This is a genomic window from Olsenella sp. An293, assembly GCF_002159495.1.
Taxonomy (GTDB): domain Bacteria; phylum Actinomycetota; class Coriobacteriia; order Coriobacteriales; family Atopobiaceae; genus Thermophilibacter.
In genome coordinates this window covers 1-21580 of the sequence record NZ_NFIT01000019.1, presented here as the reverse complement: position 1 = coordinate 21580, position 21580 = coordinate 1, and the positions used below count along the sequence as shown (strand labels likewise).

The 21580-nt window shown below is 68.9% G+C and carries 18 protein-coding genes and 1 pseudogene; 13 read left to right on the top strand and 6 right to left on the bottom strand.

What is annotated here, in order from left to right:
* Together B5F85_RS10015 and B5F85_RS10010 are read right to left on the bottom strand one after the other, a co-directional pair.
* Window positions 1–295 (bottom strand): annotated as a pseudogene (locus B5F85_RS10015) (DUF2798 domain-containing protein); the annotation flags it as partial.
* Window positions 296–445: 150 nt separating this feature from the next.
* Window positions 446–1171, bottom strand: a complete 726-nt coding sequence (locus tag B5F85_RS10010; protein WP_087316865.1) for a tRNA threonylcarbamoyladenosine dehydratase — start codon at window positions 1169–1171, stop codon at window positions 446–448.
* A 259-nt stretch (window positions 1172–1430) separates the two neighbouring features.
* Here B5F85_RS10010 and iorA point away from each other — a divergent pair, with 259 nt between their 5' ends.
* From iorA to B5F85_RS09995, 3 genes are read left to right on the top strand one after another with little or no spacing between them, the layout of a single operon-like run.
* Window positions 1431–3329, top strand: coding sequence for an indolepyruvate ferredoxin oxidoreductase subunit alpha (iorA, locus tag B5F85_RS10005; protein WP_087316863.1), 1899 nt, complete (start codon window positions 1431–1433; stop codon window positions 3327–3329).
* Window positions 3326–3973: an indolepyruvate oxidoreductase subunit beta gene (locus B5F85_RS10000; RefSeq protein WP_087316861.1), complete on the top strand. Its 648-nt coding sequence runs from the start codon at window positions 3326–3328 to the stop codon at window positions 3971–3973. Before iorA ends, B5F85_RS10000 begins: the two co-directional genes overlap by 4 nt.
* 14 nt (window positions 3974–3987) lie before the next feature.
* Window positions 3988–5223, top strand: a complete 1236-nt coding sequence (locus tag B5F85_RS09995; RefSeq protein ID WP_087316859.1) for a phenylacetate--CoA ligase — start codon at window positions 3988–3990, stop codon at window positions 5221–5223.
* Between the two features lie 310 nt (window positions 5224–5533).
* Here the strand turns inward: B5F85_RS09995 and B5F85_RS09990 are convergent, their stop codons facing one another.
* The 3 genes from B5F85_RS09990 to B5F85_RS09980 all read right to left on the bottom strand — a co-directional run bounded on the left by B5F85_RS09990 (window position 5534) and on the right by B5F85_RS09980 (window position 9649).
* Entirely contained in the window at window positions 5534–7174 is a 1641-nt protein-coding gene (locus B5F85_RS09990; protein ID WP_087316857.1) for a UDP-glucose--hexose-1-phosphate uridylyltransferase, read from the bottom strand.
* The gene (locus B5F85_RS09985; RefSeq protein ID WP_087316855.1) at window positions 7165–8373 is read right to left on the bottom strand and encodes a galactokinase family protein; all 1209 of its coding nucleotides are present in this window, start codon (window positions 8371–8373) and stop codon (window positions 7165–7167) included. Before B5F85_RS09985 ends, B5F85_RS09990 begins: the two co-directional genes overlap by 10 nt.
* Before the next feature lie 199 nt (window positions 8374–8572).
* Entirely contained in the window at window positions 8573–9649 is a 1077-nt protein-coding gene (locus tag B5F85_RS09980; RefSeq protein WP_087316853.1) for an aldose epimerase family protein, read from the bottom strand.
* Window positions 9650–9806: 157 nt separating this feature from the next.
* Here B5F85_RS09980 and B5F85_RS09975 point away from each other — a divergent pair, with 157 nt between their 5' ends.
* The 10 genes from B5F85_RS09975 to B5F85_RS09930 all read left to right on the top strand — a co-directional run bounded on the left by B5F85_RS09975 (window position 9807) and on the right by B5F85_RS09930 (window position 20589).
* Complete coding sequence (locus B5F85_RS09975; protein WP_239386876.1) at window positions 9807–10835, top strand: substrate-binding domain-containing protein; 1029 nt, start codon at window positions 9807–9809, stop codon at window positions 10833–10835.
* 74 nt (window positions 10836–10909) lie between these two features.
* Complete coding sequence (locus tag B5F85_RS09970; protein WP_087316851.1) at window positions 10910–12583, top strand: formate--tetrahydrofolate ligase; 1674 nt, start codon at window positions 10910–10912, stop codon at window positions 12581–12583.
* A gap of 74 nt (window positions 12584–12657) precedes the next feature.
* Window positions 12658–13290 carry a cyclodeaminase/cyclohydrolase family protein gene (locus B5F85_RS09965; RefSeq protein ID WP_239386874.1) on the top strand — a complete coding sequence of 211 codons (633 nt, stop codon included), beginning with the start codon at window positions 12658–12660 and terminating at the stop codon, window positions 13288–13290.
* 1 nt (window position 13291) lies between these two features.
* Window positions 13292–14146 (top strand): bifunctional 5,10-methylenetetrahydrofolate dehydrogenase/5,10-methenyltetrahydrofolate cyclohydrolase, encoded by an 855-nt coding sequence (locus B5F85_RS09960; protein ID WP_087316847.1) that lies wholly within the window; start codon window positions 13292–13294, stop codon window positions 14144–14146.
* Window positions 14143–14973 (top strand): formate/nitrite transporter family protein, encoded by an 831-nt coding sequence (locus tag B5F85_RS09955; RefSeq protein WP_087316845.1) that lies wholly within the window; start codon window positions 14143–14145, stop codon window positions 14971–14973. The genes B5F85_RS09960 and B5F85_RS09955 overlap by 4 nt, the downstream gene beginning before the upstream one ends.
* A 3-nt stretch (window positions 14974–14976) precedes the next feature.
* A complete protein-coding gene (gene folE / locus B5F85_RS09950; protein WP_087316843.1) occupies window positions 14977–15597 on the top strand; it encodes a GTP cyclohydrolase I FolE in 621 nt (206 codons plus the stop codon).
* A 477-nt stretch (window positions 15598–16074) separates the two neighbouring features.
* On the top strand, window positions 16075–17448 hold the full coding sequence (locus B5F85_RS09945) for a Mur ligase family protein (RefSeq protein WP_087316841.1): 1374 nt from the start codon (window positions 16075–16077) through the stop codon (window positions 17446–17448).
* A 70-nt stretch (window positions 17449–17518) separates the two neighbouring features.
* On the top strand, window positions 17519–17953 hold the full coding sequence (locus tag B5F85_RS09940) for a zinc ribbon domain-containing protein (RefSeq protein WP_087316839.1): 435 nt from the start codon (window positions 17519–17521) through the stop codon (window positions 17951–17953).
* 554 nt (window positions 17954–18507) lie between these two features.
* Window positions 18508–20271, top strand: a complete 1764-nt coding sequence (gene thrS / locus B5F85_RS09935; protein WP_087316837.1) for a threonine--tRNA ligase — start codon at window positions 18508–18510, stop codon at window positions 20269–20271.
* Window positions 20272–20304: 33 nt separating this feature from the next.
* The gene (locus B5F85_RS09930) at window positions 20305–20589 is read left to right on the top strand and encodes a PLP-dependent transferase (protein ID WP_087316835.1); all 285 of its coding nucleotides are present in this window, start codon (window positions 20305–20307) and stop codon (window positions 20587–20589) included.
* A 55-nt stretch (window positions 20590–20644) separates the two neighbouring features.
* On the opposite strand, the gene B5F85_RS09925 is transcribed toward B5F85_RS09930, so the two are convergent.
* On the bottom strand, window positions 20645–21409 hold the full coding sequence (locus tag B5F85_RS09925; RefSeq protein WP_204204767.1) for a DeoR/GlpR family DNA-binding transcription regulator: 765 nt from the start codon (window positions 21407–21409) through the stop codon (window positions 20645–20647).
* Window positions 21410–21580 lie beyond the last annotated feature (171 nt).

Genomic DNA, 21580 nt, shown 5'->3' with positions numbered 1-21580 from the left:
CCATCGGGAAGACCATCATCGTGCTGATGGCCAGCGTGATGGCAAGGCGGCTGCTCTTGCCCGGCGTCACCAGGAAGCGGAACGCAAACCACTTGGCAAACCGGCTGGCGAGAAGAACGTCCAGCAGAATCGCCACCACGTAGGCCGGCGGGAAGCCGAGCCATGCGTCGGCCAGCGTTCCGGAGCCGAAGCTCCAGCCATGCACGCGAGCGACGTTGTAGACGGACATCCAGAGCACCATGCAGAAGCACATGATGATCGTAAAGATGAGGCTCTCGCGTTTGTTGGTGGGCATGGGGGCAGACCTTTCTCGACGGGACCCGCAGGGCGGGCGAATGCGAGGAGCTACCCTACCAACTTTCCACGTCGCGCGTAAGCGGTGATTTTGTGGCGGACGCCCCTGCGCGACAGATGCCCCGGAGGGTTCTGTCGCACGCGGCTTGCGTCACGCCCATCCCAGGAGGTCGCGAATCACGCGGCTGGCGAGCATCTGGCCCATGATGGGTGGCAGGTAGCTCATCGTCCCGAGAAGCGAGCCCTCGCGCAACCACTGCTCGTCGGAGATGGCCTCCATGCGTATGGGCTCCTCGTCCGAGAAGAGCACCCGCAGTCCACGGATGCCGCGGCGCCGGCACTCCTTGCGCATGACGCGCGCGAGCGGGCAGTTGATGGTGTCCTCGATGTGCGCGAACCGCAGGCGGCACGGGTCGAGCTTGTTGGCGCCGCCCATCGCGGAGAGCTCGGGGATGCCGCACTCCTGGCACCACTGCGCCAGACGCAGCTTCTGGCCCACGGTATCGATGGCGTCCACCACATAGTCGAGGTGTCCGAGCTCGTCCATCTGCTCGGGCAGCGCGTTCTTGTCGAGAAACGCGGTCACGGCGGTTACGTTCGCCGCGGGGTTGATGTCGAGCGTCATGGCGCGCATGACCTCGGCCTTGGGGCGGCCGATGGTGCTCGTGAACGCGAGCGCCTGGCGGTTGATGTTGCTCGGCGCCACGACGTCGCGGTCCAGCAGCACGAGGTGGCCCACGCCGCCGCGGGCGAGCGCCTCCGCGCAGCTCGAGCCCACGCCGCCGAGGCCGACCACGGCCACGCGCGCCGCCTCCAGCCGCGCGAGACCCTCGTCGCCGATGACGAGCCTCAGCCTGTCCGTCGCCGTCTCCGCCACCCTGCCTCCCGTCTGCCAATTGGGGACGTGTTATTTCATGCAGACAGTTTGGGACAGGTTTGGTCGCGCTGCAAGGCGCGTCTCCGTGAAAACCTGTCCCAAACTGTCTGCATGAAATAACACGTCCCCAATTGACATCAGGCCCGTCCCAAACGAGCAGCGCGTTTGAACCCGTCCCAAAATTGCGTTACCGGTTTGCGACGGGTCGGCCAGAGGCTGCTTTGCTCTGCTAAAGTGCGGCGCAACGAGGGAGGTCAGCATGCACAGAGAGTTTCTGATGGGCAACGAAGCCATGGCCGTGGGCGCGCTCGCCGCGGGCGTGAACGTGGTGGCCGGCTACCCGGGCACGCCGTCGACCGAGGTCCTTGAGGCCGTGGCAGGGCGTCGCGGCGAGGGCGTCTACGTGGAGTGGTCCGTGAACGAGAAGGCGGCGCTCGAGGTGGCGGCCGGCGCGGCGTACGCCGGGGCCCGGGCGCTCGTGACGATGAAGCAGGTGGGCCTGAACGTCGCCTCCGACCCGCTCATGAGCCTCTCCTACATCGGCGTCAAGGGCGGCATGGTCGTGCTCGTGGCCGACGACCCCGGTCCCATCTCCTCCCAGACCGAGCAGGACACGCGCACCTTTGCCGCCTACGCCAAGCTGCCGATCCTCGATCCCTCGAGCCCCACGGAGGCCTACGCGATGATGGGGGAGGCCTTCGACCTCTCCGAGGAGCTGGGCTGCCCCGTGATCGTGCGCCCCACCACGCGCGTCGACCACGGCTACGAGGACGTGGAGGTGGCCGACCCGGAGGAGTGGCGCGTCAACGAGCCCGAGGGCTTCGTCCGCGACCCCTCCCGCTGGGTCATCTTCCCCGCGCTCTCCGTGCGCGCCCACGCGGCCATTGAGCGGCGCGACGCGGAGCTCGCCAAGCGCTTCTCGAGCTACGCGAGAAACACGGTGGCGCAGACGGCCGGTCCGGACGCCGTCCCGCGCCTCGGCATCGCCACCCACGGCATCAGCGCCACCTACGTCGCGGAGAACCTGAGCGAGAAGGACGACGTGCGCGTCCTGCGCGTGGCGACCCCGCACCCCTTCCCGGAGCCCCTCGCGGCCGACTTCCTCGACGGCCTCGACGAGGTCCTCTGCGTGGAGGAGCTCGACCCCGTGATAGAGCGCGCCCTCGTCGCGACCTGCGGTCGCCGCGGGCTTACGGTAAAGATTTGCGGCAAGCTTACCGGCGACATCCAGCCCTCCGGCGAGAACACCGTCGAGTCGGTAGGACGCGCCATCGACGCATTTCTCGGTAGGGAAGTGGCTGACGAGCCCGCGCCGGCGGGTTCTTCTCCGCGCGCAGTTTCGCAGCCGCGTAGCGGCGAGGACTGTTTGAGCACGGAGAAGAACCCGCCGGCGCCCCCCACGCTTCCCATCCGCCCGCCCGTCCTCTGCGCCGGCTGTCCGCACCGAGCGTCCTTCTATGCCGTCAAGCGTGCGATGCGCGGCCGCAAGACGCTCTTCTGCGGCGACATCGGCTGCTACACGCTCGGCAACGCCGCGCCGCTCGACATGGTGGACACGTGCCTGTGCATGGGCGCGGGCATCAACATCGCCCAGGGTGTCACGCACGTGGAGCCCGACACCGTCGCCTTTGCCTTCGTGGGCGACTCCACCTTCTTCGCGTCCGGCATAACCGGTGTGGTCAACGCCTTCTACAACCAGGCCAACATGACGCTCGTCGTGCTCGACAACTCCACCACGGCGATGACCGGTCATCAGCCGCACCCGGGCACGGGCCGCACGATGATGGGTCAGGTCGTGGAGAAGGTCTCGATCGAGCGCGTCCTTCTCGCCATCGGCCTCACGGTGGTCGAGACCGTGGACCCGCTCGACCACGAGCGTGCCGTCGAGACCGTGCGCCGCGTCGCGGACGAGCCCGGCGTCAAGGCGATCATCTTCCGGAGCCCGTGCGTGGTGCTCGCCAGACCCAAGGCGACGAGCGTCGTGGACGTCGAGAAGTGCGTCGGCTGCCAGCGCTGCGTGCGGGAGCTTGGCTGCCCCGCGCTCGTGCCGGATTCCGCGACGGGCAGGGTTCGCATCGACTCCGCGCAGTGCACGGGCTGCACCCTCTGCGAGCAGATCTGCCCCACGCATGCCATCTCGGGAGGTGAGCGACTGTGAGCGAGAACGCAAGGAGCACGGACATCATCCTCGCGGGCGTGGGCGGCCAGGGAGCCGTCCTCGCGTCCAAGCTGCTCGCCCGCGCTGCGATGGGGCGCGGCCTTCCCGTCAAGACCGCCGAGACCATCGGCATGGCGCAGCGCGGCGGCTCGGTCTTCAGCCACGTGAGGCTGGGGGAGGGCGCGGTCTCGCCGCTCATCGGCCGCGGGCGCGCCGACGCCATCGTGGCCTTCGAGCCGGCGGAGGCCGTGCGGCAGCTGTCCTTCCTGCGTCCGGAAGGCATGGTCGTCACGAGCGACGCCCCGGTGGTGCCCGTCTCCGCCGCCACGGGCGGCCCTGCCTACGACCTGCCCGTCATCATGTCCTATCTTCGCGAGCGCGTGGGCGAGAAGAACCTCGCGGTCGTCGACGCAGCTGCCGCGCAGGCCGCGCTCGGCACCGCTCGAGCCCTCAACGTCGTCCTTCTTGGCGCCGCCGCCCGCGGCGGCGCGCTCGGCCCTGTCACCCTTGACGACCTTGCGGCTGCCGTCCGCGCCACCGTGAGCCCCCGCTTCCTCGACCTCGACCTCCGCGCCCTGTCAATTGGACCTGCAAATTGGGGACAGTCCCCAAATAGCAGCAAATTGGGGACTGTCCCCAATTAACAGAGGAGCCTGCCATGAATATCAGCGCGTCCCAGCTCAAGCTTGTGAATGACCAGGTTCAGCGACTCGTTGCGTCCGGCAACTACTTCGGGCGGCGTCTCCAGGAGGCGGGCGTCACCGAGGTCCTCACGGAGGAGGACTTCCTCGCGCTGCCCTTCTCGGAGAAGGAGGACCTGCGCAACTGCTACCCGCTCGGGATCTCTGCGGTCGACGAGCGCCAGATCGTGCGCATCCACTCGAGCTCCGGCACCACGGGCACGCCCGTCATCATCCCCTACACCGCGCGCGACGTCGACGACTGGGCCACGCAGTTCGCCCGCTGCTACGAGCTCGCGGGCATCACGTCCGAGGACCGCATCCAGATCACGCCCGGCTACGGCCTCTGGACCGCGGGCATCGGCTTTCAGGCGGGCGCGGAGAAGCTCGGTGCGATGGCCGTGCCCATGGGCCCCGGCAACACCGAGAAGCAGCTCCAGTTCATGGTGGACCTGCAGACCACGGTCATCGGCGCCACGTCGAGCTACGCGCTGCTCCTGGCCGAGGAGGTCGAGGCACGCGGCATGCGCGACCAGATCGCCCTCACCAAGGGCGTCATCGGCTCGGAGCGCTGGGGCAAGAAGATGCGCGACCGCGTGAAGGCGGGTCTGGGCATCCAGGTCTACGACATCTACGGCCTCACGGAGGTCTACGGCCCGGGCATCGGCATCTCCTGCGACGCCGAGGACGGCATGCACTACTGGGACGACTTCATCTACATCGAGATCGTCGACCCCGCCACGGGCGCGCCGCTGCCCGATGGCGAGTGGGGCGAGATCGTGATCACCACGCTCGTCAAGGAGGGCGCGCCGCTCATTCGCTTCCGCACGCACGATCTCAGCCGCATCATCCCCGGCACCTGCCCCTGCGGCAGCCCCTATCCGCGCATCGACACGCTGCACGGCCGCTCCGACGACATGGTCAAGATCAAGGGCGTCAACGTCTTCCCGCGTCAGATCGAGGAGGTGCTCCAGGAGTTCCCGCAGCTCTCGAGCGAGTACCAGATCCGCATCTCGCACCTCGAGGGCCGCGACACCATGCGCATCTACGTGGAGACGGACGGCACGCAGGACTTCCTCGACCTCGCCGACGAGGTCGCGCACGAGGTTAAGCGCCGCATCGGCTTCACGCCGCTCGTGAAGGTCGTGGAGCTCGGCGTCCTGCCGCGCAGCGAGAAGAAGACCCGCCGCGTCTTCGACGAGCGCTACGAGTAGGGGGGGCTCGTCCTTCTCGTTCGCCGCTTGAGCGGGGCTGCACGTTCTTCTCGCCCGCACTCATGAGTGCGGGCATCGAGTGCGGGCGGATTTGGGCCCAAAGGGCGTCAAATGCCCGGGGCCACCTGGCGTCTGCTGTCGAGTGCGCGCATCCAGTGCCCTAGGGCCCGCACTCGATGTGTGGCGGTGCCAGGTGCCCGCTCGCTCTCGGGGTTTGTCATCAAGTGCGGGCACAAAAGAAGGGGCCGGTCGCGTTGGCGGCCGGCCCCGGCTGTTCCTTGAAGTGGCGCGTAAGGCGAGAAGAACGTGCCTACAGGCTCGCGACGAAGCGCATCTGCGCGGCGCGCCCGGCCTCGTCCCACTTGAAGACGCCGGCGTCCTCGAGCACGTGTCCGAAGACGGCGCCGACCTCGTCGCGCAGGACCTGCTCGGCAGCCTCCTCGGTGAGCTCGCCGGTGCGGCGCTCGTAGACATCGGCCGCCCAGGCGGCGTGGCTCGCGCTCGCCGGGTCGGCGTCCAGTGCGGCGCGCACGGCGGCGGCGTCGGCGCCGGACGACACGCCCTCGAGCAGGTGCGCCCGCACTGCGGCGAGCTCGCCCACGAGGCGCGGCGGCAGGATCGCGAGGCCCATGACCTCGATGAGGCCGATGTTCTCCTTCTTGATGTGGTGGTACTCGGCGTGCGGGTGGAAGATGCCGAGCGGGTGCTCGTCGCTCGTGACGTTGCAGCGCAGCGCGAGGTAGGCCTCGTAGCGCTCGCCGCCCACGGCGCCGTCCTCGTCCACGCGGCGCACGACCGGCGTCACGGTGTTGTGGCGCGTGCCGTCCTCGTCGAGGGCGACCACGCCCACCGACTCGTCGGTCCAGGCGCGCCAGGCGTCGATGACGTGCACGGCGGCGGCGAGCAGCTCGTCTCGGCTCGCGGAGCGCAGGCGCAGCACGGAGAGCGGCCAGGTGAGCACCGCGCCCTCCACGCCGGGGAAGGCGTCCATCGTGAAGGTCTCGGCGACCTCGGCGCGCATCATCGGGAACTCGTGGGCGCCGCCCTGGAAGTGGTCGTGCGAGAGAATCGAGCCGCCCACGATGGGCAGGTCGGCGTTTGAGCCGATGAAGTAGTGCGGCAGCAGGTCCACGAAGTCGAGCAGGCAGCGCAGGGCCTTCTCGTCGATGTGCATCGGGCGATGGCGGGCGCTCATCGCGATGCTGTGCTCGTTGAAGTAGGCGTAGGGGCTGTACTGCAGGCCCCAGCGCTCGCCGTCGAGCTCGATCGGGACGATGCGCAGGTTCTGGCGGGCCGGGTGCTCCCCGCCGGACATCGCCGCGCCGCGCCCGGGGTAGCCCTCGTTCTCGATGCAGAGCTGGCAGGCCGGGTACTTCTCGCCCGTGGCCTTGGCCGCGCCCGCGGCCGCGATGTCGCGCGGGTCCTTCTCGGGCTTGGAGAGGTTGATCGTGATCTCGAGGTCGCCCCAGCGGGTGGGGGAGCTCCACTGGATGTTGCGCGCGATGGCGGCGCGGCGCACGTAGCCCGCGTCGCAGCAGATGCGGTAGAACCAGTCGGTGGCGTGCTTGGCGCCGTCTTTCTCAAGAAGCGAGAAGAACGTCGAGGCCGTCTCCGCGGGACGGGGCATGAGGGTGCCCATCACCTGCATCGAGACGCGGTCGCGCCCGTTGGCGGTGTCCTCGACGCGGCCGTTTTCCACAGCCACCTCGGAGAGCTCGGCGAGCGTGGCCTCGAGGTCGAGTTCCACGGCCTCTCCCGGGGCGGGCTCTTCGGCGAGCACCCACTCCTGGTCGGGGCCGGGACCCGTGACGCCGAGTGCCTCGAGCGTGGCGTTGTAGGACCAGACGCGGTCCCCCCAAGGGATGAGGCCGCGCGTGGCGGCGTAGTCGACGAGGCCCTGCAGCGCGCCGCGCAGGCCCTCGGGCGTGAGCTCGGTCTTCTCTACAGCCATTCCGCGTGCGCTCCCTTCTCGGCGATCTGGTAGTGGACGCAGGCGCCCTCTCCCAGCCAGGCGTTCATCTGGTCGGTGAAGTCCTCGACCATGTCGAGCGGCACGAAGCACTGGATCGACCCGCCGAAGCCGCCGCCGTGGATGCGCGTGGCGCCCAGGCCGTCGAGGATGCGCTCGGCCAGCCCCAGCGCCAGCATCGCCGGCTGGAAGGAGCCGCCGGTGGAGACGTTCTGGAGGAACATCGCCGAGCTCGCGCCGGACTCGCGGGTGAGCTCGAGGAAGCGGTCGATGTCACCGGACGTGAGCGCGTCCCAGCGCTTGTCCACGAGCTCGTTCTCGCGCCAGTAGTGGATCGCGCGCAGGATCGCGCGGTCGCCGAGCTTCTCGCGCAGCTCGGGCAGGCGGCGGTCGAACTCGGCCGGGTCGACCTCGCAGAGGCGCTCATGGCCGAACTCGCGGGCCACCTGCTGCATCTCGACGGGCACCGCGGCGTAGTCGGCGGTGAAGGGCGCGTGGTCGCAGCCCACGTCCACGAGGCACAGGGCATATCCCGCAGCGTCGAAGTCGAGCTCGAGCTTGGCCGTGCGCGGCTCGCCGGCGTCCTCGAAGTCCATGAACGCGAGGCCGCCCAGGCACACGGCCGCCTGGTCCATGAGGCCGCAGGGCTTGCCGAAGTAGCGGTTCTCGGCGAACTGCCCCATCTTGGCAAGCTCGACCGGGCTGACCTCGGGGCCCTTCCAGAGCGCCTCCATCACGCGGCCGAGCGCGGCCTCCACGGCCGCGGAGCTGGAGAGCCCGCCGCCGGAGGGGATGTCGCTCGTCATGGCGAGGTCAAAGCCCGCGGGCGTGCGGCCGGTCCGGGCCATGCACGCCGCCATGCCGCGCACCAGCCCGGCCGTGGTGACGTGCTCGTCCTCGCGCTCCTCGAGGCTGTCCAGGGCGATCTCGAAGGTGGGGTAGCCCGCGCTCGCCACGCGCACGCGGTCGGTGCCGTTGGGCGCCGCGACGCCGTCGATGGCCACGTTCAGCGCGCCGGCGATGACGTGGCCGCCCTCGTGGTCGGTGTGGTTGCCGGAGATCTCCGAGCGCGCGGGCGCGTGGACCGCGAGCAGGCGCTCGTGGGCCACGTCGGAGAACTCCCGGTCAAAGAGCTCGCGCGCCACGTCGAGCGGCGTGCCCTTGTCCGTTCCTGCTGCCATGCTGCTCCTTTCATCATGCCCCCGCGGGGGCGCTTTCACATCGTGATGGACCTCGCCGCCAAGGACCTTCTCGGACCACGCGCCCTTCTCGCTAACATGCATAGTTCCGTTTCGTTTCATATATCCGCAGGATAGAAATTGGCAAAACCGGAGCTGTGCATGTTATTGGGGCGCGGCGACGTCGCGGGGCAAGGGGGCGCTAACCGACGGTCGAGAACCGGTACACGATCGTCTGGGCGTACGGCTCGCCCGGCCCCCAGACGGCCTGCGGCCACTCGGGGTGGTGGATGTTGTCCGGGTAGAACTCGGGCTCGAAGGCGAGCCCGCCGCGGGGCCCGTAGGTCGCCCCGTCCTTGGCCCCCTCGTCGCCGAGCCAGTTGCCGGTGTAGAGGTGCGCCCCGGGCGTGGTGACGCTCACGTCGAGCGCCCGCCCGCTGCCCGGGTCCACGACGCGCAGGGCGTGGCGGGGCGCACCGCCCGGCTCCCAGCCGCGGATGCACAGGCAGTGGTCGTAGCCACGGCCGATCTTGATCTGCTCGTCGTCGGCGTCGACGCCATCTGCGATCGCGCGCGGGGAGCGCAGGTCAAAGGGCGTGCCGTCAACGGGGCGGACCTCGCCGGCCGAGACGCAGTCCTCGCGCAGCGGCAGGAAGGCGTCCGCGTCGGCGGTGACGACCTCGTCAAGGACCGTGCCGGCGTCGTGACCGGCGAGGTTCATGTAGGTGTGGTTGGTCATGCTCACGTAGGTGGGCGCGTCGGTGGCACATCCGTAGGTCACGGTGAGCACGTGGTCCTCCCCGTCGCGGGCGAGCGAGAAGGACGCGGAGAGGTCCCGGTTGCCGGGAAGCCCGAGCTCGCCGTCGGCAAGGCGGCAGGTCATGCGGACCACGCCCTCGCTCTCGTCGACGACCGCGTCCCAGAGGCGGCGGTGCAGGCCGTGGGCGGCGTCGGTGTGGTTGTTGTTGCGGCCGTCCGGTCCGTCGTTTTTGGCGAGGTGGTAGACGGCGCCGTCGAGCGGGACCTCGGCGCGGTCGGTGCGGTTGGCGACGGGCCCCACGGTGCCACCGTAGAAGGCGGGGTTGGGGCCGAGGTAGCCCTCGAGGCCGCCGAAGCCCAGGGCAACGTCGGCGATGCGGCCGGCGCGGTCGGGGACGTCGATGCCCAGGACCGTGGCGCCGTAGTCGCTCACGCGCACGCGGGCGTCTCCGGCGCGCAGCTCGAAGACGTGGGCCTCCTGGCCGTCGGGCAACGTTCCAAACGAGGTGGTCTCGATCACGATGCTCCTCTCGCCGAGTGTCGGGCGCGTCAGCGCAGACGCCCCTCAACGCACAATGTTAACGTACTCATTTTGAGTGGAACCCAGAATGTGCGCTTTTCAGCCCATCGGCTAGAATTGGGCTGCAAACGGTCGAGGCCGCATCGGGGGGAGGACCATGGCAGACGAGAAGAACGCCCGCGTCGCGGCGGGGTCCGTGTCCATGGCCGAGGTGGCGCGCGTCGCCGGCGTCTCCCAGCAGACGGTCTCCCGCGTCGCCAACGGCCTCACCAACGTCAGCGAGAAGACGCGGCGGCGCGTTCTTCTCGCCATGGACGAGCTGGGCTTCAGGCCCAACTTCGCCGGGAGGTCGCTCAGGAGCGGCCGGTACAACTCGGTGGGACTTGCCCTCTACAACGTCGAGCAGTTCGGCAACCTCGCCACCATCAAGGGGATCCTCTCCGCCGCCGGGGACATGGGCTGCGCCGTGACCACCGTCGAGATGGACGACCGGGCGCCGCTGTCGCTCGCCGAGGCCACGCGGCGCATGGCGGGCCTTCCGATCGACGCGCTCGTGATCAGCATGAGCCTTCGCTCCGAGGACTTCGAGGACTTCCGGCCGCAGCCCGGGCTCAGCACGGTCCTGCTCACCATGTACGAGCACCCGCGCTGCACGACCGTAGACTCCGACCAATACGGGTGCTCCACGCTGCTGATGGGGCACCTCGCCGCCCATGGTCACCGCGAGGTCCGCTTCGTGGCGGGCCCGGCGTACTCGGTGGACTCCTCGTTTCGCGAGAAGGGCTGGCGCGACGCCCTCGCCGCGCAGGGGGTGGACGCCGTGGAGCCCCTGCGCGGCGACTGGACGGCCGACAGCGGATACGAGGCCGGCGCCGCCCTCGCGGCCGACGAGGCCATGACCGCCGTCTATGCCGCCAACGACCAGATGGCGCTCGGCGTCGTCGAGGCGCTGCGCGACGCCGGCAGGCGCGTCCCCGAGGACGTGAGCGTGGTGGGCGTCGACGACTCGCTGCGCGGCACGGTGCCACACGTGGGGCTCACGACGGTTCGCTTCGACCTGGTGGCCCGCGGGCGCGCGGCCGTGGAGCATGCGCTTCTCGGCACCGCGCCGGGCTACGCCGCCCGCGCGATCCGCATCCCGCCGACGCTCGTCGAGCGCCGCTCGGTCGCGGAGGCGCGCCGCTGACGGCGCGGCGGGCCGCCACGCGCTATAGTTAGACGAATAGCACATCGATCGCACATCGCGTCGGAGGGACGGTTATGGCTGAGTACAAGTCGGACATCGAGATCGCCCAGGAAGCCAAGATGCTGCCCATCGCCGAGGTCGCCGCGCGCGCCGGCCTCACCGAGGACATGATCGAGCCCTACGGGCGCACCAAGGCAAAGGTCGACATCCACTCCCTCGCGGACGCGCCGCGCAGGGGCAAGCTCGTCCTCGTGACCGCCATCAACCCCACGCCCGCCGGCGAGGGCAAGACCACCACCTCGATCGGCCTGGCGGACGCCATGAACCTCATGGGGCACCAGACCATGCTCGCCCTGCGCGAGCCCTCGCTCGGCCCGGTCTTTGGCATCAAGGGCGGCGCGGCCGGCGGCGGCTACGCGCAGGTCGTCCCGATGGAGGACATCAACCTCCACTTCACGGGTGACTTCCACGCCATCGGCGCGGCCAACAACCTCTGCGCCGCCATGCTCGACAACCACATCAAGCAGGGCAACGCCCTGGGCATCGACCCGCGTCGCGTGGTCTGGAAGCGCTGCGTCGACATGAACGACCGGCAGCTCCGTAACGTCGTGGACGGCCTGGGCGGCGTCGCGGACGGCATGCCGCGCCAGGACGGCTTTGACATCACCGTGGCCTCCGAGGTCATGGCCGTGTTCTGCCTCGCCACCGACCTCATGGACCTGAAGGCCCGTCTGGCCCGCATGGTCATCGCCTACACCTACGATCGCAAGCCCGTCACCGTGGCCGACATCCACGCCGAGGGCGCGATGACCGCCCTGCTCAAGGACGCCATCAAGCCCAACCTCGTGCAGACGCTCGAGGGCAACCCCGCCTTCGTCCACGGCGGCCCGTTCGCCAACATCGCGCACGGCTGCAACTCCGTCGAGGCCACCACGACGGCACTCAAGCTCGCCGACTACGTGGTCACCGAGGCCGGCTTCGGCGCGGACCTGGGTGCCGAGAAGTTCCTGGACATCAAGTGCCGCTACGCCGGCATCCAGCCGAGCGCCGTCGTGCTCGTGGCCACCGTGCGCGCCCTCAAGTACAACGGCGGCGTCGCCAAGGCGGACCTGGGGGCCGAGAACCTCGAGGCGCTCGAGGCCGGCCTGCCCAACCTGCTGCAGCACGTCTCCAACATCCGCGAGGTGTGGGGTCTGCCCGTGGTGGTGGCCATCAACGCCTTCCCCACGGACACCCCCGCCGAGCTCGCGCTCGTCGAGCGCAAGTGCAACGAGCTCGGCGTCAACGTCGCGCTCTCCGAGGTCTGGGCCAAGGGCGGCGAGGGCGGCCGGGCGCTCGCCGAGGAGGTCGTGCGCCTCTGCGAGGAGCCGAGCGACTTCCGCTTTGCCTATGACGTCGAGGACTCGATCGCGGACAAGCTGAACGCCATCGCCACCAAGGTCTACCACGCCGACGGCGTCGACTTCACGAGCTCCGCGGCCAAGCAGCTTAAGCAGCTCGAGGAGCAGGGCTTTGGCGGCCTGCCCATCTGCGTGGCCAAGACCCAGTACTCCTTCACCGACGACCAGACCAAGCTCGGCGCGCCACGCGGCTTCCGCATCACGGTGCGCAACCTCAAGGTCTCTGCGGGCGCGGGCTTCATCGTGGCGCTCACCGGCGACATCATGACCATGCCGGGCCTTCCCAAGGTCCCGGCCGCCGAGAAGATCGACGTCACGCCCGACGGCAAGATCGTCGGCCTGTTCTAACTTGACAATATCGTCAGGTTATATTGTCAAGTCTTTCGACCCGGGCCCGCTCAGGGAACCCCGAAGGAGTAACCGTGGAAGAGCGATTCATGGAGCTGAGCTGCGAGGAGTTCGCCGAGCGGCTCGCCGCGCGCACGAGCGTCCCCGGGGGCGGCGGCGCCTGCGCGCTCGCGGGCGCGCTCGCCGCGGCGCTCTGCTCGATGGTGGGCTCGTTCACCATCGGCAAGGCGCGCTTCGCGGACGTCGAGGACGAGGTCGCGGGCCTCATGGACGAGGCCGAGGACGTGCGCTTCCGACTGCTCGAGCTCATCGAGGAGGACGCCTCGGGCTTCTCGCCGCTCATCGAGGCCTATGCGCTGCCCAAGGGGGCCCCCGGTCGCGACGAGGCGATCGAGGAGGCCACGGAGGGCGCCTGCATGGCGCCGCTCGCGATGATGGGGGAGTGCTGCCGCGCGATCACCCTGCTCGAGCGCATGGGTCAGATCGGCACGCCGACGCTCGCCTCCGACGTCGTGACCGGTGCGCTGCTCGCGCTCGCCGCGCTCGAGGGCGCCGGCGTCAACGTGAGCGTTAACACCGCCGCCCTGCGCGACCGGCAGCAGGCGGCGCGCATCGACGCCACCTGCGAGGAGCTCCTCGAGGAGTACGTCGGGCGCGCCCGCGCGCTCGCTGACGTCATCGCCGAGAAGATCCGCGGGAGGGCATGACGTGACGGAGTTCCTGCGCGGCGCGCCCGTCGCCGCGGCCCTCACGGATGACGCCGCCCCTCGCGTCGCCGCGCTCGTCGCGCGCGGAGTGACGCCGACCCTCGCCATCGTGCGCGTCGGCGAACGGCCCGACGACCTCGCCTACGAGCGCGCCGCGCTCAAGCGCTGCGATCGTCTCGGCATCGCCGTGAGACTGCTCGGTTTCCCTGACGACGTGAGCACCGAGGCCCTGCTCGGCGCCATCGAGCGCGTTAACGGGGACGCCACGGTCCACGGGTGCCTGATCATGCGCCCGCTGCCCCCGCAGGTGGACGAGGCCGCCCTCTGCGCCGCGCTCGACCCCGCCAAGGACGTCGACGGCGTCACCGCGGGCTCTCTCTACGGCGTCTTCTCCGGCCGCGAGCTCGGCTTCCCGCCGTGCACCGCCGCCGCGGTCCTCGCGATCCTCGACCACTACGGCTACGGGCTCGAGGGGGCCCGCGCGGTCGTCGTCGGGCGCTCGCTGGTCATCGGGCGTCCCGTCGCCATGATGCTTCTGGCGAGAAACGCCACCGTCACGCTCTGCCACACGCGCACCAAAGACCTCGCCGCCGAGGTCGCCCGCGCCGACCTGGTGATCGCCGCGGCGGGGCGCGCCGGCGCGGTGGGCGTGGGCGCCCTTCGCCCGGGCCAGGTGGTGGTGGACGTGGGCATCAACTGGGACGAGCGAAGCCGCTCGCTCGTCGGCGACGTCGACCCGCGGGCTGCCGAGGGCGTCGTCGACGCCCTCACCCCCGTGCCGGGAGGCGTGGGGTCCGTCACAACGGCCATTCTCGCCCGCCACGTGATCGAGGCGGCGGAGAGGAGCATCGCATGAAGGTAACCGAGAAGCCGTCGTCGTCCTACAGCGGGGCGATGACCCCCGCGTCGATGGAGCTCAAAAACGAGCGCGTCGCCGAGACCAAGGCAAAGACCGACGTCGTGAGCGGACTGGTGCTCTCCGTCATGGCCGGGGCGTTCATCTCGATGGGCGCCACGTTCATGCTCGTGGTCAAGTCCGACGCGGCGCTTCCCTTCGCGGCAACGCAGCTGCTCGGCGGCTTTGCCTTCACGCTGGGGCTCTTTCTCATCCTCGCCGCCGGCGCGGAGCTCTTCACCGGCAACTGCCTCATGGTGATGGGCCCGCTCGCCGGCCGCTTCTCGTGGAAGCGTCTTTTCGCCAGCTGGGCGCTCGTGCTTCTCGGCAACCTCGTGGGCAGCGTGCTCGCCGCCGGGCTCGTGCTCGCCGCGGGCGTGGCCTCCGCCAACGGCGGGGCGGTCGGCGAGGCGGCCATCACGGTCGCCGAGGGCAAGGTCGCCCTCGACTGGGGCGTCGCCTTCGCGCGCGCCATCCTCTGCAACATGCTCGTGTGCCTCGCCGTCTGGGTGGGACATGCCGCCACGTCTGTCACTGACAAGTTCTTCTCGGCCCTGCTCCCGGTCATGGCTTTCATGGCGGCGGGCTTCGAGCACTGCGTGGCCAACATGTTCTTCCTGCCTTACGCCCTCATGCTGCAGGCGACGGGCACCTGCGCCGGCTCCGTCGACCTCGCGGGCGTCGTGAGCAACCTGACGGCAGCCACGCTGGGCAACCTCGTGGGCGGCGTGGTGCTCGTGGGCATGTCCTACTGGTTCGTCTACGGTCGCGGCCGTTCGAGGGGGTAGACGATGGCAGATCTCGAGCGCACCCCGGGCGCACGGGGCGAGAAGAACGGCCAGGGCTTTCGCCCGATCGACAAGACGCGGGTGGAGGCCGCCGTGCGCGAGCTTCTGCTCGCCATCGGCGAGGACCCGGACCGCGAGGGGCTTCTCGGCACGCCCGACCGCGTGGCGCGCGCCTGCGAGGAGATCCTCGGCGGCATGCAGGAGGACCCGGGCGCCCACCTGCGCAAGCAGTTCCACGAGCCCGGCAACCAGGAGATGGTGATCGTCAAGGACATCCCGTTCTCCTCCCTCTGCGAGCACCACATCCTGCCGTTCACCGGCCGCGCCCACGTCTGCTACATCCCGCGCGACGGCCGCATCACCGGCCTCTCCAAGATCGCGCGCTGCGTCTCGGGCTACGCGCGGCGGCTCCAGGTCCAGGAGCGCCTCACCGGGCAGGTGGCCGACGCGATGGTGCGCGAGCTCGACCCGCTCGGCGTCCTCGTGGTGATGGAGGCCGAGCACACCTGCATGACCATGCGCGGCGTTAGAGCGGCCGGCGCGCTCACCACGACCTCCGCCGTCCGCGGCTGCCTGCGCGACCTCAAGACCCGTCAGGAGGCTTTGCGGCTTCTGGGGCTGTAGCCACGTGCGTGCTCCCCGAGCGGGGAACATCCGGCGCTCGAACAGCTTGCCGCAGAGGGCGCGGCAAGAACTCGCGGCGGACGTTCCCCGCTCGGGGGGGGGCACGCCTCGCGCCGCACGTCCTTCTCGCCTGCCGTTCTTCTCGTCTCCCGTTGTGTACACTATGAGCCGTTGTGCACATTCCCTTGCGGTGTGTACACAGCAATAGTTTGACGAGAAGTACGACAAAGCCTCTACCTGCTATTTTGCGACCTCGGGACGAACTTCAAACTTTTATCTGTGTACACAACGTAGCCGAGTGTACACAACGCCGAGAAGGGCCTGTCGCTTGAGCGCCCCAGGTTGTGCCAGATAACCTTACGGCAGGGGCCTGGGCATACCCCGCCGCGAGTTCCGCAGCCGCGCCCTCTGCGGCGAGGACTGTCTGAGCGCCGGGGTATGCCCAGGCGCCGTCCAGAAGAGTGAAAAGGGGAAGTAATGTACCAGCTGCCGTTTGAGGTTCCGAAGATTTCCTACGAGGAGGCACTCGCGATCGTGCGCGGGGCGCTCCGGTTTGGCATCGAGCCGCTGCTCGAGACCGTGGAGGACATGCTCGCGGAGCTCGGAGACCCCGACCTCGCCTTCGAGTGCGTGCAGATCGCCGGCACCAACGGGAAGACCTCGACCTCTCGCTACGCGGCTGCGATTCTTGCCGGCGAGGGGCTTCGCACGGCGCTCTATACCTCGCCCGAGCTCGTGAGCTACACCGAGCGCATGGAGGTCGCCGGCGACCCGGTCTCCGAGGAGGCCTTCGCGCACGGCGTCTCGGCCGCGCACGTGGCGGGGGAGCGCGTGAACGCCCGCCGCGCGGCGCAGGGGCTTCGACCCTACGACATCACCGAGTTCGACACCCTCACCGTCGCGGCGATGGTCGTCTTCGCCGAGGCGGGGGTCGACGTGGCGGTGCTCGAGTGCGGGATGGGCGGCCGCTGGGACGCCACCTCCGCCGCCAAGTCCATCCGTGCCGTCGCGGTGACCGGCATCGGCCTCGACCACATGCGCATCCTCGGGGACACGCTCGAGGAGATCGCCGGTGAGAAGGCGGCGATCATCAAGCCCGGCCGCGCCTGCGTGCTGGGCACGGGGACCGCGGACCCCAGGAGCGTCGAGGACGTGTTCCTGGAACAGGCGCGCGCCGCCGGCGTGACGCCCGTGCTCGTGCGTCCCGATGCCGCGGGCGAGAAGGACGCGGGGCTGCCCGTCGCCTCCTTCCGTGTGACCAAGGTCCCGCGCCGCCTGGGCGGGCCGCTCGAGCTCGACGTGACCACGCCGCGCGCGACCTATCCGGAGCTCGCCGCGCTCAAGCCCTCCTACCAGGCGCAGAACATCGCCTGCGCGGTGACGCTCGCCGAGGGGTACCTCGGTCGCACGCTCGACGCGGAGGCGCTCTTCACCTCGATCGTCCAGTGCCCGACGCCTGGTCGCTTCCAGCTGTTGCGCCCCGAGCCGCCGCTGCTCATCGACGCCTGCCACAACCCGCAGTCGGTCGAGACCTTCCTCTCCGCGCTCGAGGACGTGCTGCCCGAGGGCGAGCCGCGGCCGCTGCTTCTGGCCGCGGTGCTCGCCGACAAGGACGTCCGGGGCATCGTTGATCTTCTCGCCGGGGCGTTTCCCCGCGTCGCGGTGACCCAGACCGCGTCCCCCCGCGCTCTGCCCGCATCCGAGCTCGCCGAGCTCTTTGACGCAGCTGGCACGGAGGTGACGGGAACGTATCCCACGGTTGAGGCCGCCGCATCGGCATTATGTGGAGAATCGTGCGTGGCGTGTGGGTCTATCACGCTTGCGGGCGAGCTTGCGGGCCTTTTCCGATAGCTTTTGCTACAATTTCGCTGTCTGTGGCGCCGCGTCCGGCGCCGTTCCGGTGTTCAAAGGAGTCCCCGACATGGCGCAAGAACTGTTCGACCAGATCATCACCCCTGAGGTCCGCATGGTCCTCTACCTCATGGTCGTGTGCGTCGTCATGCTCTACATCCTCTCCATCGTCTACGTGATCCGTGACGCCCAGCGTCGCGGCGCGGAGCCCTGGTGGATGTGGGCCATCATCTCGGTCATCCCCGTCGTGGGCCTGCTCGCCTACGTCATCCTGCGCCCGAGCTCCTACCTCATTGACCGCGAGGAGCAGGACCTCGACATCGCCCTTCGCGAGCACCAGCTCAGCCACTACGGCATCTGCCCCAAGTGCGGCGCCCCCATCGACCGCGACTTCGTGGTCTGCCCGATCTGCAACACGCAGGTCCGCAACGTCTGCCCCACCTGCCACCGCCCGCTCAACGCGGACTGGAAGGTGTGCCCCTACTGCCGCACCCGCATCCAGTAGCGGCCCTCTGTTCTTCTCGGCATGGCGCGGCCCCGCTTCTGCGGGGCCGTTCTCGTATGGCGGGGGAGCGTCCGTGCGATCGTGGCGTCGTGTCGAGAAGCACGTGCGGCTTCCGGACGGTCTGGGACGTAATACCGTCCGCCCCCCGCACGTAGCCCGGACACGTGCGGCTTCCGGACGGTCTGGGACGTAAAACCGTCCGATCCCCGCACGTAGCCCGGACGCGTGCGGCTTCCGGACAGTTCCGGACCCCAAACCGTCCGGTTCCCGCACGTAGGCACTTCTCGTCACCCGTCCGCGCAGATGCTGCGAATCTGTTTCCCCGCGCATGGCGAACGCCCAGTTGTGGTAAACCTATGCTGTCCAAAGACGAAAGGCGTGTCTCGATGCAGCGCATCTTCGCACATATCGCTCGAACGCAGACTATCTAGGCGTCTGTCCCTTCCCAGGGCCGGCAGGCCCCGGACAGGCGCCACATATCGCTCGACGTCGCCCTTCGGGTGGCGTGCGGGCGTTTTTCATGTTTGGAGACCATGCCAGAGAAAGGTATTCCCATGAAGGTCCTGTACAACGACGGCCACATCGACGAGTGCCCGGCCGACGAGCTCACCCACGTCGTCCGCCACAGCGCCGCCCACATCATGGCCCAGGCCATCAAGCGCCTCTACCCGGAGGCCGACTTCGCCTACGGCCCCGCGACCGACAACGGCTTCTACTACGACATCGACCTGCCCGAGGGCCAGAAGATCTCCGAGGAGGACTTCCCCGCGATCGAGGCCGAGATGAGAAAGATCGTGAAGGAGAACCTCAAGTTCACCGTCTTCGAGCTGCCCCGCGCCGAGGCCGTCGCCCTCATGGAGGAGCGCGGCGAGAAGTACAAGGTCGAGCACATCGGCGATCTGCCCGAGGACGCGCGCATCACCTTCTACCAGCAGGGTGAGTACGTCGACATGTGCGTGGGCCCGCACCTCACCTATACCAAGGCGCTCAAGGCCTTCAAGCTCACGGGCGTCTCCGGCGCCTACTGGAAGGGTGACAAGAACAACAAGATGCTCATCCGCGTGAACGGCACCGCCTTCGCCACCAAGGACGAGCTCGACGAGCACCTGCGCCTGCTCGAGGAGGCCAAGAAGCGCGACCACCGCAAGATCGGCCGCGAGATGGACATCTTCATGATGCGCGACGAGGCGCCGGGCTTCCCGTTCTTCCTGCCCAACGGCATGACGCTCAAAAACGAGCTGCTCAACTACTGGCGCGAGATCCACCGCGCCGCCGGCTACGTGGAGATCTCCACGCCCATGATCATGAGCAAGGAGCTCTGGAAGACCTCCGGCCACTGGGACCACTACAAGGACAACATGTACTCCACGATCATCGACGACGAGGAGTACTGCGTGAAGCCCATGAACTGCCCGGGCGGCGTGCTCGTGTACTCCTCCAAGCCTCACAGCTACCGCGAGCTGCCCATCCGCGCGGGCGAGATCGGCCTCGTGCACCGTCACGAGATGCGCGGCGCCCTGCACGGCCTCTTCCGCGTGCGCTGCTTCAACCAGGACGACGCCCACCTCTTCGTGCGCCCCGACCAGCTCACCGACGAGATCATCGGCGTCGTGAACCTGATCGACTCGGTGTACGAGAAGTTCGGCTTCACCTACCACCTCGAGCTCTCCACCCGCCCCGAGGACTCCATGGGCTCGGACGAGGACTGGGAGCGCGCCGAGGAGGCCCTGCGCGTGGCCCTCGAGAAGCTCGGCAAGGACTACGTGGTCAACGAGGGCGACGGCGCCTTCTACGGCCCCAAGATCGACTTCCACCTGGAGGACTCGCTCGGGCGCACCTGGCAGTGCGGCACCGTGCAGCTCGACTTCCAGATGCCGATCAACTTCGACCTGGAGTACACGGACGCCGACGGCTCCAAGAAGCGCCCGATCATGCTGCACCGCGTGTGCTTCGGCTCCATCGAGCGCTTCATCGGCATCCTTATCGAGCACTTCGCCGGCAAGTTCCCCACCTGGCTCGCCCCGTGCCAGGTGAAGGTCCTGCCGGTCTCCGAGAAGAGCCGCGAATACGCGCGCTCGGTGACGGAGAGGCTCGAGGCCGCCGGCATCCGCGCCGTGCTCGACGAGCGCGACGAGAAGATCGGCTACAAGATCCGCGAGGCCCGCAACATCGACCGACCGCCCTACATGCTCATCATCGGCGAGCAGGAGGTCGAGGCAGGCAACATCTCCGTGCGCGACCGCTCCAACGAGACCGTGACGCGCGAGCTCGACGAGTTCGTCGCCGACGTCGTGTCCGAGATCGCCGATCGCCGCTAAGTGGGCGAGAAGGACCTCGACATAGACGCTCTGATGGCGCTCTCGTCCCAGATGGGACGGGAGCGCTGGCGCGTTCTCTCGGATGCCGCGCAGGTGGTGGCCAACTACCTCGTCTGCCATCCTCGCGTCGAGGCCGTGCGCTACCCGGGGCTGAAGGCCGACCCCGACTTCCCGCGTGCGGCGAACGCCCTCGTGGGCGGCTTCGGGCCGCGCGTGGCCTATCGCGTGGCGGGCGACGCGGCGGGGGAGTGGCGCCTCTGGGAGGCCGACGCGCGCGACGCGCACCAGCAGGTCATGGAGCTCGAGAGCGCCCTGTAGCTACAGGATGGGGCAGACGCCCCGTGGGACAGATACCCCACTCGCGGACGGAGCGTCAGAGGACCTCGACCTCGGCCTCCTCGCAGTACTTCTTGAAGTGCTCGGTCAGGTTTTCGTCGGAGACCACGCAGTCCACGTCGGCGAGGTCGCAGATCTTGAACGTGCTTCTCTGCCCGAGCTTGGAGGAGTCCATGAGCACGACGGTCCTCTCGGCGTGGGCGATGAGCGCGCGCTTGAGGGCCGCCTCGTCGTCCGAGCCGCAGGCGAAGCCCGAGGAGGACTGAAACGAGGTCACCCCCAGGAAGAGCAGGTCGAAGGAGAGCTCGCCGACCTGCTCGATGGTCTTGGAGCCGTTGAGGCTCATGCTGAAGCGGTTGAGGCTGCCGCCGACCATGATCGTGCGGGCCCTCTCGAGGCGCGCGAGCTCCGCCGCGCAGGTGAGGCTGTTGGTGAAGGCGAGCATGCGCACGTCGTCGAGCTCGCGGGCGAGCGCCGTCGTGGTGGTGCCGGAGTCGAGAAAGATCGTGCTGTCCGGACGGACGAGCCCCTTGGCCTTGCGGGCGATGAGCGCCTTGGCCTCGACGTTTCTGGTGCTGCGGTTGAGCAGGAGGTCGTCGGTCCCCACGACGTACTCCACCGAGCGGGCGCCCCCGTGGGTGCGCACGATGCGGCGAGCCTCGTCGAGGGCCTTGAGGTCGGTGCGCAGCGTCATCTCGGAGACGTTGGAGAACGCCTTCTTGAGCTGGCCGAACGTGACGCTTCCCTCGGCGGTGACAAACTGCGCGATCGCGTCGCGGCGCTCCTGCATGCTCGTGCTCATCTGGAGACCTCCCGTCCTCTTGGTCTCGTCATTTTATATCGAAGGCGCCCCCGGACGCGCGCGTGAACTGCGCCCCAGAACTTGGACGCGCTAAATCATAACCGCTAGGCGGCCTCCCGAAGGGCCTGCTCCCGGAACTCGACCGGGGTCAGGCCCTTCAGCTTGACCTGC

What these genes read in the sequence shown, in the direction of transcription:
- folE (WP_087316843.1), top strand. Translation starts at nt 14,977, where the DNA reads ATGGCAGATCTCGAGCGCACCCCGGGCGCACGGGGCGAGAAGAACGGC.
- B5F85_RS09955 (WP_087316845.1), top strand. Translation starts at nt 14,143, where the DNA reads ATGAAGGTAACCGAGAAGCCGTCGTCGTCCTACAGCGGGGCGATGACC.
- B5F85_RS09970 (WP_087316851.1), top strand. Translation starts at nt 10,910, where the DNA reads ATGGCTGAGTACAAGTCGGACATCGAGATCGCCCAGGAAGCCAAGATG.
- B5F85_RS09945 (WP_087316841.1), top strand. Translation starts at nt 16,075, where the DNA reads ATGTACCAGCTGCCGTTTGAGGTTCCGAAGATTTCCTACGAGGAGGCA.
- B5F85_RS09930 (WP_087316835.1), top strand. Translation starts at nt 20,305, where the DNA reads ATGGCGCTCTCGTCCCAGATGGGACGGGAGCGCTGGCGCGTTCTCTCG.
- B5F85_RS09975 (WP_239386876.1), top strand. Translation starts at nt 9,807, where the DNA reads ATGGCAGACGAGAAGAACGCCCGCGTCGCGGCGGGGTCCGTGTCCATG.
- thrS (WP_087316837.1), top strand. Translation starts at nt 18,508, where the DNA reads ATGAAGGTCCTGTACAACGACGGCCACATCGACGAGTGCCCGGCCGAC.
- B5F85_RS09995 (WP_087316859.1), top strand. Translation starts at nt 3,988, where the DNA reads ATGAATATCAGCGCGTCCCAGCTCAAGCTTGTGAATGACCAGGTTCAG.
- B5F85_RS09985 (WP_087316855.1), bottom strand. Translation starts at nt 8,373, where the DNA reads ATGGCAGCAGGAACGGACAAGGGCACGCCGCTCGACGTGGCGCGCGAG.
- B5F85_RS09940 (WP_087316839.1), top strand. Translation starts at nt 17,519, where the DNA reads ATGGCGCAAGAACTGTTCGACCAGATCATCACCCCTGAGGTCCGCATG.
- B5F85_RS09925 (WP_204204767.1), bottom strand. Translation starts at nt 21,409, where the DNA reads ATGAGCACGAGCATGCAGGAGCGCCGCGACGCGATCGCGCAGTTTGTC.
- iorA (WP_087316863.1), top strand. Translation starts at nt 1,431, where the DNA reads ATGCACAGAGAGTTTCTGATGGGCAACGAAGCCATGGCCGTGGGCGCG.
- B5F85_RS09990 (WP_087316857.1), bottom strand. Translation starts at nt 7,174, where the DNA reads ATGGCTGTAGAGAAGACCGAGCTCACGCCCGAGGGCCTGCGCGGCGCG.